This is a genomic window from Streptomyces sp. A1277, from assembly GCF_004795015.1.
Taxonomy (GTDB): Bacteria; Actinomycetota; Actinomycetes; order Streptomycetales; family Streptomycetaceae; genus Streptomyces.
Map to the genome: position 1 here is coordinate 21804 of NZ_SSBI01000037.1, position 18199 is coordinate 40002.

An 18199-nucleotide genomic window follows, 5' to 3' on the forward strand; every position below is an offset into this window, starting at 1 on the left:
CTCCTCTCGTGTTACGAGGGTGGGAGGGGGCAGGAAACCCCGGGGTGGAAGCGGTTCGGGCAGCACACGACGGAGAACGAGATCAGGTTCTTCGACGACGTGTAGTACACCCAGGTCACATCGACCCCGCGGGGGAGCACGTCGGTGGCGTACTCGAGCTTGCTGTGGAGGCCGCTGTACGCCGCAAGACCGTCCGAGCGTACGAATGGCGGGTTGGCGTCGTACTCCTTCGTCAGCCACGCCAGAGCGATGCCCACGTCGGCCCAGGTCCGGTCGTTCGAGACCTGGTTCCGCTTGAGGAGCCAGTAGCCCGTCATGGTGGGCGGCACATTGCCTGTCTGGAACTCGGCGGCGGCCTCGCGGTACCGGTCGAGGACCTGCTGCTGCTTCTTGTCCTCGGGATCCAGCACGGAAGGCGGTCCGTTGGGGTGAGGGGGCCGACGGCCTCCTTCTCTTGCGTATACGGCTGGCGGGCCGGTCCACGGTCCGTACCCATGCCAGTGCCCTGACCAGGTCATCTGTGCCTTTCTGAGACATGCCGGGCCGCCCCGCCCCGGGCGGGGCGGCCCGCTGCGCGGGGTGGCGGGGAGGTAGGAGGCTAGAGCGTCAGCCCCTGCTTCTTGACCCACCCGAGGGCGAAGTCGTTGAGTTCCACCTCGGTGAACCTGAGTTCGAGACCTGCTCCTTCGGGCTTGTTGTCGCGGAGCGCGTAGGCAGTGGCCACGCCGGGAATCGCTCCGACCTCGACGCATGCCTCGTGTTCCCCGCCGAGGTTGCCGCCGCAGAAGCGCTCGAACTCCGCGTCTTCGGCCGGAAAGGCGTAGAGATTCTTCATGGAATGGTCCTCCTGGTGATGGGCTGACGCGGAGATGATTTCTCCGCGCCGTCGCACACATGCCGCCCTTCCTCGGACAGTCGGTGTTTCCGAATCAGCCGGAGGCGGGGGTTCTGCACACTGTGTGCGCCCGATGACGGTACGTAGCGCCAATGGTCGGACTCCACCTTGTTGCACGCTGTTGCGGGTGGGTTTCCCGAAGGAGTGGATTGCCTGCCTGATCAGTCGCCTTCGCCTGTCTGCTGGAGGCGGGAGACGACGACATGATCCGGCTGCGCAACTTTGTCGGTTAGGAGAGAGCGGAATTCAGGGCCTTGGCGATGAGATCGCGCGCAGCCGCGCCGTAAACGGCGATCCGGGACAGTTCCGCGAATGCCCTCAGATAGGTGTGGACTTCACTCGGTGCGGTGATATTCACCTCTGCCGACAGTGTTTCCACGGCCACTTGGGAGTCATCGAAGGCGTAGAAGGCTTCCAGCGGCCACACGGTGCGCCGAGCCCTGAACGGGATGATCCCCAGAGACACGTTCTGCCGGGTCATGACCTCTCGCAGGTGCCGGAGCTGTGCGGCCAGTTCGGGCCCGTCGCAGACCCGGTAGTGGAGCACCGCCTCTTCGACCAGCAGGGCGAAGCGGTGGTTGCCTTCGTAGAGGACGCGGGAGCGGGCCAGGCGAGCCCGTACGGCGTCGGCCACGTCGTCAGGGGTACCCTGAAAGGCCGTGATGGACCGCAGGAGCCCCGTTGCGTACTGGGGGGTCTGGAGCACCCCGGGCAGTACGTTGGAGGCGTAGATCCGGAAGTGGGTTGTCCGCTCGTACAGCGGTACGGTCTTCTCGTGGACCCGCCGCATTCCGTCCCGGTGGATCTGCCGCCACTGGACGTACATGGATTCGGCGGTTCGGGACGCGGCGATCAGGTCGGCTGCTTGGTCTGCCGCGCCGCAGGCTTCACACCATGCCCGGATATCGGCGTCGCAGGGAGCGGTCTTGGCGCGGGCGATGCGGGAGGCTTTCGACTTGTGCCAGCCGCACCGCACGGCCACTTCATGTCCGGTGAGCCCGGCGTCCCGCCGCAGCCCGTCCAGGCGGACAGCGATGGTCATACGGGCAGCCTTAGCGGTGGAAAGCGGCGACTCGGCCATGGACTTGCTTCTCAGACCTCGTACTCGTCGTGGGGGATGGCTCGTTCCCAGACTGCTTCGAAGGCGCCCGAGCAGAGGTCGACTGTCACTTGATCATCGGTTCGGTCGGTGTGGGCCCAACGCCCCTCACCGTCGAACACATTGAACTGGACGAGTCTGCCGTCGAACAGCCAGAAGTCGTTTCCGGGCAGAGCGAGCCCAGAAGCCGACCGGCGTGGCAGCCAACGGATTTCCTCGCCCGCGGCGATGTTGGTGAAGGTGAACGAGTGCTCGTAGCGGATGTACTCGCTGTGAGGTTCGCTCACGACGCGGGCGCGGCGCAGGCGGACGCCCCTGGCGGTGATCTCCTGCACGACATCGAGCCAGGGGCGCCACCAGGAATCGCGGTCGTCCGGGTCGAGCCTGTGGCCCTGCCGCCAAGCCGCGAAGCGTTCGTCCTCGTTCGGGATGGCGTATACGTCGCGTATCTCCAGATGGACGGCGGACCGCTCGGCCGACCGGATCAGGTCGGTGAAGTTACTCAGGCTCTGCGCCATCAAGTGCCTCCCTCAGCAGCGGAATCATGCGCCGCGGCAGCCGGACCACGCTCTCGTGTGCCGGAAGCGGACTGTCCTGGACAGTCAAGGCGGTCGTGGCGGCGTCGGCCGTCACGCCCTGGATGACGAGTTCCTTCGTCTCCACGTCCACCCACACGGCCGGGCAGCCGTGATCTCCGGACTCGGGATCTTTCCCGACGAACCGTAAACGCATAGCCCCTCCTCAAGTCGAACCGGGTCGCACTTGGTTGCACGCAGCCTCACGGGCCCTCCGGCTGGGCGTCAAGGCTGCTCAGGGGCATGTGCAACCACGTGCAACTTCGGGTGCGTGGCTGACCGGCTCCATGAGTGTGTCCGCCCAGACGCACTGGCCGATTCCCCTGGGTGATTGCTTCTTCACGGAAAGCCGCGTCCCGGCCGGGACGGCGAGGTCTTCGTGATCCGTATCGGCGTCCGCCGGCCGTCCGTGCCCGGGTACGCCGTCGAGCAGGCGGACCGGGAACCGGCGCGGGACTGACACGGCGGCGGCGACACGCCGAAAACGCCTCGCTTCCGGTCCGGGGTTCCGTGAAGGGTGGGGGCCATGACGAGCAGGGGCGGGGCGGCTGTGCGCCGGGCGGCGGGGGTCACGGACAATGGGCGCGTGCGCTACGGCATCCTCGGGACCACCCAGGCACTCCACGACGACGGCACGCCCGTCTCCGTCGGCGGGGCGCGCCTGCGTGCCCTGCTCACCGTGCTCGCGCTGCGGCCCGGGCGGACGGTCCCGGTCGCCGTGCTCGTGGACGAGGTGTGGGACGGCGAGCCGCCGGCCGACGCGGCCGGTGCGCTCCAGGCGCTGGTGGGGCGGCTGCGGCGGGCGCTCGGGCACGAGGCCGTCGCCTCGGCGGAGAGCGGCTACCGGCTGGAGGCCGAGCCGGAGGCCGTCGACCTGTTCCGCTTCGAGCGGCTCGCCGGTGAAGGCGCGCGGGCCCTCGCGGAGGGCGACCCGGCGCGGGCCATGCGCGTCCTGGACGACGCACTGGCGCTCTGGCGGGGCCCCGCGCTCGCCGATCTCCCCGACCGGCACACCTCCGCCACGCGCTGGACGGCCCGGCGCCTCGACGCCCGCCGGGCCAGGCTCACCGCCGCGCTCCGGCTCGGCCGGGCCGCCGAGGTGCTGCCGGAGCTGGCGGCGCTCTGCGGTGAACACCCCCTGGACGAACCGCTCCAGGCCCTCCGGCTGCGCGCCCTGCGCGATGCCGGGCGCACCGCCCAGGCGCTGGCCGCGTACGACGAGGTGCGCACCCTCATCGCCGACCGGCTCGGCACCGGCCCCGGGCCCGAGCTGACCGCCCTGTACGAGGAGCTGCTGCGGCAGGAGCCCGCGCCCGCCCCGGCCGCCCAGCCGGCCGCCGCCCCCGCGCCCGCCCCCGCCCCCCGGCTCGGCAATCTGCGGACCCGGCTGACCAGCTTCGTCGGGCGGGAGCGCGACATGGAGGCGCTGCGCGGCGACCTCTCCCGGGGGCGGCTCGTCACCCTGCTCGGGCCCGGCGGGGCCGGCAAGACCCGGCTCTCGCAGGAGGTCGCCGACACCGTCGCCCCCGGCACCTGGCCGGACGGCGTCTGGCTGGCCGAGCTCGCGCCCGTGGACGATCCCGAAGCGGTGCCGGAGGCGGTGCTCGCCGCGCTCGGTGCCCGGGAGACCGTGCTGAGCGGGGCCGGCGCCGGAGAGTTCCGGGCGGTCGAACGGGCCTCGGGCGAGGAGCGGGCCGCCGGCGAATCGCTCGCCCGGCTCACCGAGTACTGCTCCCGCCGCCGCATGCTGCTCCTGCTGGACAACTGCGAGCACGTCATCGAGGCCGCGGCCGCCCTCGCCGACCACCTGCTGGCCCGCTGCCCGCAGCTCACCGTCCTCGCGACCAGCCGCGAAACCCTGGGCGTGCCCGGCGAGTTCGTCCGGCCGGTCGATCCGCTGCCGGACCCCACGGCCCTGCGGCTGCTGGCCGAGCGCGGCGCCGCCGCCCGGCCCGGCTTCCGGATCGACGCGGACGAGGCGACGGCGGTCGCCGCCGCCGAGATCTGCCGCCGCCTGGACGGGCTGCCGCTCGCCATCGAACTCGCCGCCGCCCGGCTGCGGATGCTCACCCCGCAGCAGATCGCCGAACGGCTGGACGACCGGTTCCGGCTGCTGACCAACGGCAGCCGGACCGTGCTCCCGCGCCAGCAGACCCTGCGGGCCGTCGTCGACTGGTCCTGGGAGCTGCTGGACGACGCCGAGCGCGTCACCCTGCGCAGGCTGTCCGCCTTCGCCGGCGGCTGCACCCTCGAAGCCGCCGGGGCCGTCTGCGCCGACGGGGCGGGGCAGACGCACGAGGCCGCCCGGCTGCTCGGCTCCCTCGTGGACAAGTCCCTGGTCGTGGCCGCCCCGGCGCCGGACGGCCAGATGCGCTACCGGCTGCTGGAGACCGTCGGCGAGTACGCGGCGGAGCGGCTGGAGGAGTCCGGGGAGCGGGACGCCGTCGAGCGCCGGCACCTCGTCCACTTCCGCGAGCTGGCCCGTACCACCGACCCGCTGCTGCGCGGCTCCGGACAGCTCGCCGCCATCGAACTGCTCCAGCGCGAGTACGAGAACCTGCGCACCGCCCTGCGGCACGCCGTCGCCGCCCGCGACGAGCAGGAGGCGCTGTGCATGGTGCTGTCGCTCTCCTGGTACTGGCAGATCCGCAATCTGCGCGGCGACGCCCTGCACTGGGCCGGCTCGGTCGCGGCCCTCGGCCCGGACCCGTTCGCCATGCCCGTACGGCCCGCGCCCTCCATCTACGAGCGCTGCACCGACGCGCCCCCGCCCATGGGGCCGGAACTGCTCCAGGAGGCGCGGCGCCAGGTGGCGCTGGTGGAGCTGGTCAACATGGACCACGCGATGGACGAGTGGACGAACGAGGCCAGCATGGCCCGGCTGCGGGCGATCGTCGCCACCTACCGGGCCGGGCAGCCGCAGACCTGCCGCAGCCCCGCCTCGCTCTGGTTCTACGCCGTCATGCTGACCGGGGGCGTCGCCGACCTGCGGCACCTGCTGGACGAAACCGTGCGCGGCGCGCGGGAGTTCGGCTACGAGTGGGAGCTCGCCGCAGCCCTCCAGATGCGGGCCAACGTGCTGGCCAACCGCCCCGACTGGGCCGGGGAGGCCCACACGGACGCCGCCGAGAGCCTGGCGGTCTTCCGCCGGCTCGGCGACGACTGGGGGATGGCCGAGGCGCTCTCCTCGCGCGGCGAGGCCAACGAGAAGACGGGTGCCTACGCGCAGGCGGCCGAGGACTACCAGGCCGCGATCCGCTCGGCCGAGAAGCTGGGAGCCCTGGCCCAGGTGTCGGTGCTCCGCATCCGTTACGCCTCCGTGCTGACCGAGCTGGACCGCGGTGCGGAGGGCGAGGCGATCATGCGCGAGGCGCTGGCCGACGAGCGCCACACCGGGCACGAGGCGAGGCCGACGGCGCGGCTCTTCCTCGCGATGTGGCTGGGCCGGGCCGGGCGTACGGCCGAAGCGCGCGAGCAGTTCGCCCTGCTGCACGAGGAGTTCCAGTCCGAGGCCATGGCGGTCTTCGAGGCGTTCGTCATCGGCGGTCTGGCCTGGCTGGACAACCAGGACGGCGACTACGCCCGTGCGCTGGAGCGGAGCCGGCGGGCGCTGGCGGGGATGGGCGACCCGCTGACGCAGATGGTGGCGCCGCAGATGGCGGTGGTCAATCTGGTCCTCCTGGCCTGGGCGCTGGCCGGGCTCGGGGGCGAGGAGCGCTCCGGGCTCGCGGCACGGCTGCTGGGCGCGGGCCGGCAGAACCTGCCGAGGGGCCACTTCATGACCGCGGTGGAACGGGAGAACTTCGCCCGTGCCGAGGCACTGGTCCGCGACCGGCTGGGCGACAGCGCCTTTGCCGCCGCGTACGCCGAGGGCGGCGGCCTCTCCCTGGAGGAGGCCGCCGCCCTCGTCGACGCGTACCGGAACTGAAGGACCCGCGGGTCAGGACTTCTTGCGGAACTTGGACACCGCGAGCGGGGCCACGAGCGTGGTGATGACCACGGCCCAGCCGAGGGTCAGCCAGACCGAGTGGCCGAGCGGGGTGCCCATCATGAGCCCGCGGGCCGCGTCGGCCAGGTTCGACAGCGGGTTGTAGTCGGTGAACGTCTGGAGCCAGCCGGGCATCGTCGTGGGCGGGGCGAAGATCGAGGAACCGAACTGGAGCGGCATCATCACCAGCATCCCCATCCCCTGAACGGCCTGGGACGTCTTCATGGCCAGTCCGAGCAGGATGAAGATCCACATGATGGCGGCGCCGAACGCGGCCGACAGGGCGATGGCCCCGATCAGCCCGAGCACCGAGCCGTGCAGCTCCAGGCCGAGCGCGAAGCCCATGCCGAGCAGGATGAGCGTGGCGACCATCATCCGGCCCAGCTCGACCACGATCTTGGCGATGAGCACCGAGGACCGCGCGATCGGCATCGTACGGAAGCGGTCCATGACGCCCTTGCGGAAGTCGTCGTTGACACCGCTGCCGACGGCCATGGCGATGTTCATGCCCATCATCGCCATCAGCCCGGGGATCAGGTAGTTCAGGTACTCCTGCCGGCCGCCGCCCATGCTGCCGCCGACCGAGCCGCCGAAGACGTACACGAACAGCAGCACGAAGATGACGGGCATCAGCAGCGCGTCGAACATCGACTCCGGATCCTTCTTGATCTGGAGCAGATTGCGCCGTACCAGCGCGCCGATGTGGCGGAGGTTGTTCCGGAGCCCGATGCCGCCCTCGTCGTGGAGCTTCGCGGCCGGCGCGGAGACGGACGTGTCGGTGGGGGTGGGAGTCAGAGTCGTCGTGCTCATGCCGCGACCTCCTCGGGGATCGTGTCGGTGACGTGGGACTTGTCGCCCGTGATGGCGAGGAAGACCTCGTCCAGGCTGGGCAGCGCGGTGGCGACGTGGGCCAGCGAGAAGCCCCGTGCGCCGAGCAGGCCGATGACGGCGGTGAGCTGCTCGTCGCTGAGGATCGGTACGTAGAGCACGCCCTCGTCCGGGACGGCCTGCGCGCCCGCGACCCCGTCGAGACCGGCCTCCCGCAGCGCCTGCGCCATCGCGGCCAGCTCGGCCGGGTCCGAGGGGCGGATCTGCAGGGTGCGGCCGCCGACCTTGGCCTTCAGCTCGTCGACCCTGCCCCGGGCGATGATCCGGCCCTTGTCGATGACGGTGAGCTCGTTGGCCAGCTGCTCGGCCTCTTCCATGTACTGGGTGGTCAGGAGCACGGTCGCCCCCTCCGCGACCATGCGCTGCACCTCGTCCCAGACCTCGTTGCGGGTACGGGGGTCGAGCCCCGTCGTCGGCTCGTCCAGGTAGAGGACGGCCGGGCTGCCGATCATGGAGGCGGCCAGGTCGAGCCGGCGGCGCATACCGCCGGAGTACTCCATCGCGGCCTTCTTCGCCGCGTCCGTGAGCGAGAAGCGCTCCAGCAGCTCGTCGGCCCGCGACCGCGCCTTCCTGCGGGACAGGTCGAGCAGCCGCCCGATCATGTAGAGGTTCTCCCAGCCGGAGAGCTTCTCGTCGACCGAGGCGTACTGCCCGGTCAGGCCGATGGTGCGGCGCAGCGCGCGGGGCTGCTTCACCACGTCGAAGCCGGCCACGACCGCCGTTCCGGCGTCGGGCGTGATCAGCGTGGAGAGGCAGCGTACGAGGGTGGTCTTGCCGGCGCCGTTGGGGCCGAGCACACCGAGGACGGTGCCCTCGCGCACATCGAGGTCCACGCCGTCCAGGGCCTTGGTCTCGCCGTAGTGCTTGACCAGTCCCCGTACCTGTACGGCGTTCCCGCCGTTCCTGGGGTTCTTGTCGATTCGCGTCATGCCGACCATCAGACCAGCCGCCACCGACAGCCCACCGACATCCCGCCTACAGCCGCCGGCACAGGCCGACAGCCCGCCGATGGGGGAAGTCGGCGGGCTGTCGTTGGTGCCGGTGGTGGTCATCGGGGGCTGTCCCCCGGGCGTCGGGGGACAGCCCCCGGGGCCTCAGTGGAAGGTGTGCTCCGGGGCCGGGAACGTGCCGCCGACGACCTCTTCGGCGTACGCCTTCGCCGCGTCGCCGAGGATCTGCCGCAGGTCGGCGTACTGCTTGGTGAAGCGCGGCACCTTGCCGCCGGTCAGTCCGGCCATGTCGGTGTAGACCAGCACCTGCGCGTCGGTCTCCGGGCCCGCGCCGATCCCGATGGTCGGGATGTGCAGGGTGCGGGTGACCTCCGCGGCCAGCTCGGCCGGTACGAGTTCCAGGACGACGGCGAACGCGCCCGCGTCCTGCACGGCCTTGGCGTCGCGCAGCATCTGCTGGGCGGCCTCCTCGCCGCGGCCCTGCACCCGGTAGCCCATCGCGTTGACGGACTGCGGGGTCAGGCCGATGTGGGCCATGACCGGGATACCGGCGTCGACCAGCAGCTTGATCTGCTCGTGGCTGCGCTCGCCGCCCTCCAGCTTGACCGCGCCGACGCCGGACTCCTTGATGAGCCGGGTGGCGTTGCGGAGGGCCTGGACCGGGCTCTCCTGGTACGCCCCGAAGGGCAGGTCCGCGACGATCAGGGCGCGCTTGGTGCCCCGGACGACGGCGGCGGACAGGATGGCGATCTCGTCCATCGTGACGGGCACGGTGGTCTCGTAGCCGAGGTGACAGTTGCCCATGGAGTCGCCGACGAGCATGACCGGGATGCCGGCCTCGTCGAAGACGGACGCGGTCATCGCGTCGTAGGCGGTGAGCATCGGCCACTTCTCGCCGCGCGCGGTGGCGGCGGCGACGTCGTGGACGGTGACCCGGCGGTTGCTCTTGCCCCCGTACAGCGCCTTGCTGCTGTCGGAGGGGGTACCCGCGGGGGTGGCGGACTGGTTCTGCGCAGCCTGAAGCGACATGGCAGGTGGCTCCTTCGTCATCTCGAGGCGCCCTGACGGCGTCCCCGGATCGCTTCCATGGTGGCATCCCGGAGCCGGTCGCGGGAAGTGGGCCGCGCATCCGGGGAGTCGGTAAAGAATTTACAATACGAGACGGTCTCGTATCGGAATGAGGTTAGGCTGCTCCCCATGTCCACACCGTCCGGCGCCCCCGCCGCGCCCCAGATACCGGAGGCGGTCCACCGCCGCCGCTGGGCGATTCTCGTCGTCCTGATGTTCAGCCTGCTCATCGTGGTGCTGGACAACTCGATCCTGAACGTCGCCGTCAAGACGATCGCCTCTCCCTCGCCCACCGGCATCGGCGCCACCCAGAGCGAGCTGGAGTGGGCGATCAACTCCTACACGCTCGTCTTCGCCGGGCTCCTCTTCACCGCCGGCCTGCTGGGCGACCGCCTGGGCCGCAAGAAGGTCCTGCTCTTCGGCATCACCCTCTTCGGCATCGGCTCGGCGCTCGCCGCCATGTCCGGCTCGCCCGGCCAGCTCATCACCTGGCGCGCCCTGATGGGCTTCGGCGCCGCCTTCGTCATGCCGGCCACGCTCGCCGTCCTGATGAACGTCTTCGAGCGCGACGAGCAGCCCAAGGCCATCGGCATCTGGGCCGGCAGCGTCGGCCTCGGCATCGCGATCGGCCCCATCACCGGCGGCCTGCTCCTCGAACACTTCTGGTGGGGCTCGATCTTCCTGGTCAACGTGCCCGTCGTGGTCATCGCGCTGATCGCCATGGTGCTGCTGGTGCCGGATTCGAAGGACCCGAAGCCGGGGAAGCTCGACCCGGTCGGCGTGGTGCTCTCCATCATCGGCCTGGTCCTGCTGGTGTACGGCATCATCCGCGGCGGCGAACTCGCCGACTTCACCGACGTCTCCGTCCTGCTCCCGGTCATCGGCGGACTCGCCGTCCTGGTGGTCTTCGTCCTCCACGAGAAGCGCAGCGCCAGCCCGGCCATCGACATCTCGTACTTCAGGAAGCCCGCGTTCTCCGCCGCCGTCGCCGCCATCGCGCTGGTCTTCTTCGCGCTGATGGGCGTGACCTTCTTCTCCGCCTTCTACATGCAGAGCGTGCGCGGCTGGAGCGCCCTGCAGTCCGGGCTGCTGATCCTGCCGCTGGCCGTGGCGCAGATGCTCTTCGCGCCCCGCGCCCGGCTCGTCGTCGCCCGGTTCGGCGCCCGCGCCGTCTGCACCGTCGGCATGCTGGCCGTCGCGCTCGGCCTGGCCGCGTTCGCCCTGTTCGAAGCCGACACGCCGGTCTGGGTGATGTGCGTGGTCTTCTTCGTCCAGGGCACCGGCATGGCACACGTGATGCCGCCGGTCACCGTGGCCGTGATGCAGGCGCTGCCGCGCGAGAAGGCGGGCTCGGGATCGGCCGTCAACAACACGTTCCGCCAGGTCGGCGGCGCGCTCGGGATCGCCGTCCTCGGCTCGGTGCTGTCCACCGTCTACCGCGGTGACATCGAGGACCACCTCGGCGCGCTGCCCGCCGGGGCCCGGGACGCGGCGGGGGAGTCCATCGAGGCGACGCTCGCCGTCGCGGAGAAGATGGGCCCCACCGGCACCCCGCTGATCACCGCCGCGCACGACGCCTTCATCAGCGCCATGCACGTCACGGCCATCGGCTCGGCCTGTGTCGCGCTCATCGGGGCGGTCGTGGTCGCCCTCTGGCTGCCGGGCCGCGAACCCGTCGGCCGGCCGCCCGTACAGGACGGGGCGCGGACCGCTCCGGCGGGCGCCGAGCGGTGACATCGGCGGCCGCGTACGGCTGACCCTTTCGTGTGAACCGGGCCGCGTGCGACCTGGTTCACACCTGCGGGACAGGACGCGGCCGGGCCCCGCCCGCGTCGGAGAGAATCGGGGGCGGCGAAAGGTGGTTTCACGTGCAGGCGCAGGCACCGGACCGGGACGAGCGGGCCATGGGCGAGCGGGACGGGCGGCCGGACGGCGGCCCCGGCCCCGATCCGGGCGGCCCGGGCGCCGCCGCACGGGGCCCCGCCCCGGCCTCCGCACCCGCCTCGGCTTCCGCCTCCGCACCCGCCTCAGCCCCCGCCTCGGCTTCCGCACCCGCCTCGGCTTCCGCCTCCGCACCCGCCTCAGCCCCCGCCTCGGCTTCCGCACCCGCCTCGGCCTCAGCATCCGCACCCGACTCCGCCCCCGGCGAGGAGCCGGAGCCGCGCCGGGGCCGGCCGCGCAGCGCCGCCGCCGAGCGGGCCATCCTGGACGCCGTCGTGGAGCTGCTGGAGGCCGGCGAACCCCTCGCGGCCCTGTCCATCGAGCGCATCGCCCGTACCGCGGGCGTCGGCAAGGCCACCATCTACCGGCGCTGGGCCGGCAAGGAGGAGCTGTTCGTCGACGTCCTGCGCGCCATCGAGCCCCCCGAACCGGACGTCTCCGGCACCGGCGGCCTGGACGACCTGCGCGTCCTGCTGGAGTCCATCCGTACGCGCGGCCTCGCCCAGCGCTCCTCGGCCCTGCTGCACAACGTGTTCGCGCAGATGAAAAGCCACCCCAAGCTCTGGCACGAGTACCAGTGCACCGTGATAGCCCCCCGACGCCTCGCCATGGCCGCCGCCGTCCGGCGCGCCGTCGAGGCCGGTGAGCTGCGGGACGACACGGACGTGGAACTGATGGACGACCTGTTCCTCGGCCCCATGCTCGTACGCACCATCCACCGGCCCGACGCGCCGCTGCCCGAGGACCTCGCCGACCGCATCATCGCGCTGGCGATCGAGGGCCTGGCACCCCGGCGCGCCGCCGGCAAACCGGACGACGGCACGGACCAGGGCTGACGTGCCGGGCGGGGACGAGTGTGCAGGCTTCGTCACAGACCCGCGCGTACCGCCCCCGGCCGGAACTGCCGGCGCCGCCTCCTACGTCCTCGTGGCAGTACGGCAGCCGGCGGAGGCATGAGTCGGCGGCATGAAACACATCGCGCATCCCCTAGGGTCGGGGGCGCGGCGATGTGTACGGCAAGGCAGTGAGGACAGTGCGATGGCGCAGGCGTACAGGGCGGACACGGAGACCGGCGGCACGGAGCCGCAGCGCTCCGGATCCCGCTTCCGGGACCTGCGCGAGAGACTCACGGGGGACCGGGGCATCTGGCGCCGGGGGATCGTCCTGGCCTGCTGCTCGCTGCTGCTGACCCTCGTGATGGTCTTCCACTCCCGCATCCCGAACACCATCGGCAACCTGGGCAGCCTCTCCGAGACATTCCTGCCCTGGTGCGCCGTGTTCATTCCGCTGCTGCTGATCCTGGGGCTGGTACGCCGCTCGGCGACCGCCCTGGTCGCGCTGCTGCTGCCGGTCGTGGTCTGGTTCAACCTGTTCGGCGGGCTGCTCTTCGACAAGTCGGGCAGCGGCGGCGACCTCACCGTCGCCACCCACAACGTCAACGCGGACAACCCCGACCCCGCCGCCACCGCCGAGCAGGTCGCGGGCTCCGGCGCGGACGTCGTCGCCCTCCAGGAGCTGCCCGCCGGGAAGGTGGCCGCGTACGAGAAGGCGCTCGCCGGCACGTACCGGTACCACTCCGTGCAGGGGACCGTCGGCCTGTGGAGCAAGTACCGGCTCAGCGACACCCGACCGGTGGACCTCAAGATGGGCTGGGTCCGCGCCATGCGCACCACCGTCGCCACGCCCGAAGGCCCGCTCGCCGTCTACGTGGCGCACCTGCCGTCCGTACGGGTCAAGCTCCACGCCGGCTTCACCGCCAACCAGCGCGACCAGAGCGCCGACGCGCTGGGCAAGGCCATCTCGCACGAACCGCTCGACCGGATCGCCCTGCTCGGCGACCTCAACGGGACGATGAACGACCGCGCGCTCAACGCGGTCACCTCCCAGATGCGCTCCACCCAGGGCGCGGCCGGCGACGGCTTCGGGTTCAGCTGGCCCGCGTCGTTCCCGATGGCCCGGATCGACCAGATCATGGTCAAGGGCGTCGAGCCGATGTCCTCCTGGACGCTCCCGGCCACCGGCAGCGACCATCTCCCGATCGCCGCACGCGTCAAACTCTGACGCAACAGGGCGTTCACCTGGACGCCCCACATATCTGAGAGACTTTGTTTCGTACGGGAACAAGGTCGCCGGCGACGAGGCCGGTCCGCCGCCGTGCGCACCGCCGACCGGCGGACCGCGCGGGCGCGCGTACGACCACGCGCCCCTTCCGCCCCTCCGCGTCCAGCAGGCCCCGACCGGGTCCCGCCGGGCCGCGGGCGGGCCTTCTGCGGAAAGGTCTCTCCTCATGCCCCTGGCCCTGCTCGCGCTGGCCGTGAGCGCCTTCGGCATCGGCACCACCGAGTTCGTGATGATGGGCCTGCTGCCCAATGTCGCGGACGACCTGGGGACCTCCGTCCCCACCGCCGGCTACCTCGTGTCGGCGTACGCGATCGGTGTGGTGCTCGGCGCCCCACTGCTCACCGCCGTCGGCTCGCGCATCCCGCGCAAGCGGATGCTCCTGCTGCTGATGGCCCTGTTCACCGTCGGCAACCTGGCCTCCGCGCTCGCCCCGGGCTTCGGCTGGCTGATCGCCGGCCGGCTCCTGGCCGGCCTGCCGCACGGCGCGTTCTTCGGCGTCGGGGCCGTCGTCGCCTCCCGGCTGGTGCCCGAGGGGCGCCGGGCGCGGGCCGTCGCCACGATGTTCCTCGGCCTGACCGTCGCCAACATCGTCGGCGTGCCCGCCGCGACCCTGCTCGGCCAGCACCTCGGCTGGCGGGCCACCTTCCTGGTGGTCGCGGCGATCGGCGTCTGCGCGATGGCGGCCCTCGCCCGGCTCGTCCCGCAGATCCCCGTCGAGGCCCGGCAGGACGTGCGCCACGAGCTGCGCGCGCTGGGCGACCGGCAGGTCCTGCTCGGACTCCTGACCGCCGTCTTCGGCTTCGCCGGGGTCTTCGCCGTGTACTCCTACCTCTCGGCGATGACCACCGAGGCGATGGGCTTCGGCGAGTCCTCCGTGACGCCGGTGCTGGCCCTCTTCGGCATCGGTATGACCCTGGGCGCGCTCGCCGCGGGCCCGCTCACCGACCGGGCGCTGCGCCCGACGCTGTACGGGTCGCTGGGCGCGCTCGCCGTCGTCCTGGCCGTCTTCCCGCTCGCCGCCCACGTGAAGTGGGCGGCGCTGGTGATGGTGGTGCTGCTGGGGGCGGTGGGCTTCATGACGACCACGCCGCTCCAGATGCTCGTCATGAACAAGGCCAAGGACGCCCCGACCCTGGCGTCCGCCTCCAACCACTCCGCGTTCAACCTGGCCAACGCGGGCGGCGCCTGGCTCGGCGGCGCGGCCATCGCGGCGGGCTGGGGCTGGACGTCCCCCGCCCTGGTCGGAGCGGCCCTGGCAGTGGCGGGCCTGGCGGTGGCGGTCACGGCGGGCGCGCTGGACCGGGACTGCGGGGCGTCGAGGGTGGTGGCCCGGAATCAAGCCGGCACCGGGCACGATCAAGCCCGTCCGGCGATTGAGGACGAGGCGCCAGCCGACCGGACCCGCCACTGACCGGCAGCCCCAGCCCGTCCGGCGCTTGAGGACAAAACCTCGGCCGGACGGGCCTGGCGTATCCGTGAACCCGCCGGCGTCAGCCGGCCTCGCGCCACCGATTGGTGATCGGCAGCCGCCGGTCCTTCCCGAACCCCTTGGGCGAGATCTTCGTCCCCGGCGGGTACTGCCGCCGCTTGTACTCCGCCGCATCCACCATCCGCAGCGTCTTCGCCACCAGCGCCCGGTCGAAACCGGCCGCGACGATCGCGTCGAGCCCCTGGTCCCGGTCGACGTACAGCTCCAGGATGCGGTCCAGCACGTCGTAGTCCGGCAGCGAGTCCGTGTCCACCTGGCCGGGGCGCAGCTCGGCGCTGGGCGGCTTGGTGATGGACGCCTCCGGGATCGGCGGCGTCTGCCCGCGCTCCTCGGCGGCCCGGTTGCGCCACTTGGCCAGCCGGAAGACCGACGTCTTGTACACGTCCTTGATCGGCCCGTACGCGCCGACCGAGTCCCCGTACAGCGTCGAATAGCCGACGGCCAGCTCCGACTTGTTGCCGGGCGCCAGGACGATCTGGCCCTCCTGGTTGGAGATGGCCATCAGCGTCGTGCCGCGCAGCCGCGACTGGAGGTTCTCCTCGGCGAGCCCGGTGAGCCCCAGCGACCCCATGTACGCGTCGAACATCGGCTCGATCGGCACGGTCCGGTAGTTCAGGCCGGTGCGCCGGGCCAGCTCGGCCGCGTCGCCCTTGGAGTGGTCCGAGGAGTACTTCGAGGGCATCGAGACCCCGTACACCTGCTGCGCGCCCAGCGCGTCGCAGGCGATGGCGGCGACCAGCGCCGAGTCGATGCCGCCGGAGAGCCCGATCAGCACGCTGTCGAAGCCGTTCTTCGCCGCGTACGCGCGCAGGCCCACCACGAGGGCCGTGTACAGCTCCTCGTCGTCGTCCAGCCGGTCCGCGTACCCGCCGGCGAGCTCGGCCTCGTACGGCGGCAGCGGTTCCTCGGAGAGGACCACGTGGTCGATCCGCAGGCCGTCGTCGACCTCGCCGGAGGGTGCGTCGGCGGGGGCGGCCGGCAGGTCCAGGTCGAGGATGACGCTGCCCTCGGCGAACTGGGGGGCGCGGGCGATGACCTCGCCGTCCCGGTCGACCACGATCGAGTCGCCGTCGAAGACCAGCTCGTCCTGGCCGCCGATCATCGCGAGGTAGGCGGTCGTGCAGCCGGCTTCCCGGGCGCGCCTGCGGACCAGCTCCAGCCGGGTGTCGTCCTTGTCCCGCTCGTACGGGGAGGCGTTGACCGAGAGCAGCAGCCCGGCCCCGGCGGCGCGCGCGGCCGGTACCCGGCCGCCGTCCTGCCAGAGGTCCTCGCAGATCGCGAGTGCCACGTCGATGCCGTGGACGCGTACGACGGGCATCGAGTCGCCCGGCACGAAGTACCGGAACTCGTCGAAGACGCCGTAGTTCGGCAGGTGGTGCTTGGCGAAGTTCAGCGCGATCCCGCCGCGGTGCAGTACCGCGGCGGCGTTGCGCGGAGACCCGGCGGGCTGGCCGTAGCGCTCCGCGGCGAATTCCGAGCGGTCGAGGTAGCCGACGAGGACGGGGAGTTCCCCGAAGCCCTCCGCGTCGAGGCGGGCGGCGAGCGCGCGCAGCGCGTCGCGTGACGCCTCGACGAAGGACGACCGCAGGGCCAGGTCCTCGACGGGGTAGCCGGTCAGCACCATCTCGGGGAACGCCACGAAGTGGGCGCCCTGTTCGGCGGAGTGCCGGGTCCAGTGGACGATCGCCTCGGCGTTGCCGGCGAGGTCGCCGACGGTCGAGTCGATCTGATTCAGTGCGAGGCGTAGTTGAGGCACGCGGCCCACTCTAATCGTCTGACTGACGCGATGCCCTGGCGGGCCGCGCGAAAGTGACCGCGCACCCGGTGGATCAGCCGGCGGAGGTCCGCGAGTAGACCTTCTCCGCCCAGTCGGCGATCTGGTCGTCGGAGAGGTGCCGGGCCAGGTCGGCCTCGCTGATCATGCCGATCAGCTTCTTGTTCTCGATGACCGGGAGCCGGCGGATCTGGTGGTTCTGCATCTGCTCCAGCACCGCTTCCACGTCCGCGTCCGCGTCGATCCAGCGGGGCGTGCCCTGGGCGAGGTCGCCCGCGGTGACCTTGGACGGGTCCCGGCCCTCCGCCACGCAGCCGACCACGATGTCGCGGTCCGTGAGGATGCCGATCATCCGGTCCTCCTCGCCGCTGGCCGAGATGGGCAGCGCGCCGACGTGGTGCTCGCGCATGAGCTGGGCGGCGCGGTCGAGGGTCTCGTGCGCCGGAATCCAGGTGGCGCCGGTGTGCATGATGTCCTTGGCGGTGGTCATGGGGGTTCCTCCTGCGTGCCGATGGCAGCCGTACGTACGTCCCCGAACGAACCCATCGTCATGGGCCCGTTCGGGGGACGCGACCGCTATCACCCATTCGGGTGTATTTACTTCGCAGGGGAACTTTTCATGCCCTTTCTGCTCACGGGGCGTCCAGCCCGCCGGTGCAGGCGGCGCCCGGCTCGGGCGTCTGCGGGCCCTGCACGTAATGGGCGAAGAACTGGGCCACCCGGGGGTCGTCCGCGCCGTCCACGGTGAGCTGCTTGCCCCAGGCGGTCAGCATGATCGCCCCGGCCTGGTCCTTGTAGGGGCTCATCAGCGAGTACGGCGTCTTCGACACCCGGCCGGCGAGCTTGTCGACGTCGGAGGCCGGCGCGTCGTCCGTGTACGTCACCCAGACGGAACCGTGCTCCAGGGCGTGCACGGCGTTCACATCGGGAATGGCCTTCTCGTACACCTCGCCGTCGCAGTTCATCCAGACGGGATTGTGGTCACCGCCGACCGGGGGCTTCATGGGGTACTTCACGTCCTCCTCGACGTGGTTGCGGCCCAGCTTCTTCGCGTCCCAGGACTTCTCGCCCTCGATGGGCCCGGAGGAGAGGTCGTCCCCGTCCTTCTGGTCCGAGCCCTTCGCGGCCTTGCTGTCACCGCTCATCGAACTGGCCGAGGCGTCGGACTTGTCGAGGATCGTGTACGTACCGAAGGTGACGAGCCCGGCGACGGCGAGGGCGCTGACGCCTATGACCAGGACGCGGTTGCGGCGGTCCCGCGCGCGGTCGGCGCTGCGCATCTGCTCTATGCGGGTCCTGCGGTCGAAGCTCATGTCGTGGGTCCTTCTGCGAAGGGGCGATGAGGGGGACGGGAGAGCGGGAACCCGGTGCGCGCGGGACGGCCGCGAGGCGGCTGCGCCCCACTCGCACC

General features: G+C 71.5%; 17 protein-coding genes. 6 read left to right on the forward strand and 11 right to left on the reverse strand.

Annotated features, from left to right (window positions below; all coding sequences use genetic code 11):
• Positions 1–11: 11 nt before the first annotated feature.
• The 5 genes from E6R18_RS23200 to E6R18_RS23220 form a co-directional block, all read right to left on the reverse strand.
• Complete coding sequence (locus tag E6R18_RS23200; RefSeq protein WP_240799829.1) at positions 12–410, reverse strand: hypothetical protein; 399 nt, start codon at positions 408–410, stop codon at positions 12–14.
• Positions 411–598: 188 nt separating this feature from the next.
• Positions 599–835 carry a DUF397 domain-containing protein gene (locus E6R18_RS23205; protein WP_136318837.1) on the reverse strand — a complete coding sequence of 79 codons (237 nt, stop codon included), beginning with the start codon at positions 833–835 and terminating at the stop codon, positions 599–601.
• Positions 836–1124: 289 nt separating this feature from the next.
• The gene (locus tag E6R18_RS23210) at positions 1125–1976 is read right to left on the reverse strand and encodes a helix-turn-helix transcriptional regulator (protein WP_136318838.1); all 852 of its coding nucleotides are present in this window, start codon (positions 1974–1976) and stop codon (positions 1125–1127) included.
• Positions 1977–1987: 11 nt separating this feature from the next.
• Positions 1988–2512, reverse strand: a complete 525-nt coding sequence (locus E6R18_RS23215; protein ID WP_136318839.1) for a DUF6879 family protein — start codon at positions 2510–2512, stop codon at positions 1988–1990.
• On the reverse strand, positions 2493–2726 hold the full coding sequence (locus E6R18_RS23220; RefSeq protein ID WP_136318840.1) for a hypothetical protein: 234 nt from the start codon (positions 2724–2726) through the stop codon (positions 2493–2495). The genes E6R18_RS23215 and E6R18_RS23220 overlap by 20 nt, the downstream gene beginning before the upstream one ends.
• Positions 2727–2900: 174 nt before the next feature.
• Here E6R18_RS23220 and E6R18_RS35295 point away from each other — a divergent pair, with 174 nt between their 5' ends.
• Together E6R18_RS35295 and E6R18_RS23225 are read left to right on the forward strand one after the other, a co-directional pair.
• Positions 2901–3029 carry a hypothetical protein gene (locus E6R18_RS35295; RefSeq protein WP_276607268.1) on the forward strand — a complete coding sequence of 43 codons (129 nt, stop codon included), beginning with the start codon at positions 2901–2903 and terminating at the stop codon, positions 3027–3029.
• A 126-nt stretch (positions 3030–3155) separates the two neighbouring features.
• Positions 3156–6497, forward strand: coding sequence for a BTAD domain-containing putative transcriptional regulator (locus tag E6R18_RS23225; RefSeq protein WP_136318841.1), 3342 nt, complete (start codon positions 3156–3158; stop codon positions 6495–6497).
• 12 nt (positions 6498–6509) lie between these two features.
• On the opposite strand, the gene E6R18_RS23230 is transcribed toward E6R18_RS23225, so the two are convergent.
• The 3 genes from E6R18_RS23230 to panB form a co-directional block, all read right to left on the reverse strand.
• The gene (locus tag E6R18_RS23230) at positions 6510–7367 is read right to left on the reverse strand and encodes an ABC transporter permease (RefSeq protein WP_136318842.1); all 858 of its coding nucleotides are present in this window, start codon (positions 7365–7367) and stop codon (positions 6510–6512) included.
• Positions 7364–8383, reverse strand: a complete 1020-nt coding sequence (locus E6R18_RS23235) for an ATP-binding cassette domain-containing protein (RefSeq protein ID WP_136318876.1) — start codon at positions 8381–8383, stop codon at positions 7364–7366. The genes E6R18_RS23230 and E6R18_RS23235 overlap by 4 nt, the downstream gene beginning before the upstream one ends.
• Before the next feature lie 156 nt (positions 8384–8539).
• Positions 8540–9424 (reverse strand): 3-methyl-2-oxobutanoate hydroxymethyltransferase, encoded by an 885-nt coding sequence (panB, locus tag E6R18_RS23240; protein ID WP_136318843.1) that lies wholly within the window; start codon positions 9422–9424, stop codon positions 8540–8542.
• Positions 9425–9592: 168 nt separating this feature from the next.
• Here panB and E6R18_RS23245 point away from each other — a divergent pair, with 168 nt between their 5' ends.
• From E6R18_RS23245 to E6R18_RS23260, 4 genes are all read left to right on the forward strand, one after another.
• Positions 9593–11197, forward strand: coding sequence for an MFS transporter (locus E6R18_RS23245; protein ID WP_136318844.1), 1605 nt, complete (start codon positions 9593–9595; stop codon positions 11195–11197).
• 134 nt (positions 11198–11331) lie between these two features.
• Entirely contained in the window at positions 11332–12240 is a 909-nt protein-coding gene (locus E6R18_RS23250; RefSeq protein WP_136318845.1) for a TetR/AcrR family transcriptional regulator, read from the forward strand.
• A 202-nt stretch (positions 12241–12442) separates the two neighbouring features.
• Positions 12443–13465 carry an endonuclease/exonuclease/phosphatase family protein gene (locus E6R18_RS23255; RefSeq protein ID WP_136318846.1) on the forward strand — a complete coding sequence of 341 codons (1023 nt, stop codon included), beginning with the start codon at positions 12443–12445 and terminating at the stop codon, positions 13463–13465.
• A 226-nt stretch (positions 13466–13691) separates the two neighbouring features.
• Positions 13692–14936, forward strand: coding sequence for an MFS transporter (locus E6R18_RS23260; RefSeq protein ID WP_136318847.1), 1245 nt, complete (start codon positions 13692–13694; stop codon positions 14934–14936).
• 79 nt (positions 14937–15015) lie between these two features.
• On the opposite strand, the gene E6R18_RS23265 is transcribed toward E6R18_RS23260, so the two are convergent.
• The 3 genes from E6R18_RS23265 to E6R18_RS23275 all read right to left on the reverse strand — a co-directional run bounded on the left by E6R18_RS23265 (position 15016) and on the right by E6R18_RS23275 (position 18101).
• Positions 15016–16770 (reverse strand): NAD+ synthase, encoded by a 1755-nt coding sequence (locus E6R18_RS23265; protein WP_136318848.1) that lies wholly within the window; start codon positions 16768–16770, stop codon positions 15016–15018.
• A gap of 73 nt (positions 16771–16843) precedes the next feature.
• Positions 16844–17278, reverse strand: a complete 435-nt coding sequence (locus E6R18_RS23270; protein WP_136318849.1) for a CBS domain-containing protein — start codon at positions 17276–17278, stop codon at positions 16844–16846.
• Between the two features lie 142 nt (positions 17279–17420).
• Positions 17421–18101, reverse strand: coding sequence for a DUF3105 domain-containing protein (locus E6R18_RS23275; protein WP_168712414.1), 681 nt, complete (start codon positions 18099–18101; stop codon positions 17421–17423).
• Positions 18102–18199 lie beyond the last annotated feature (98 nt).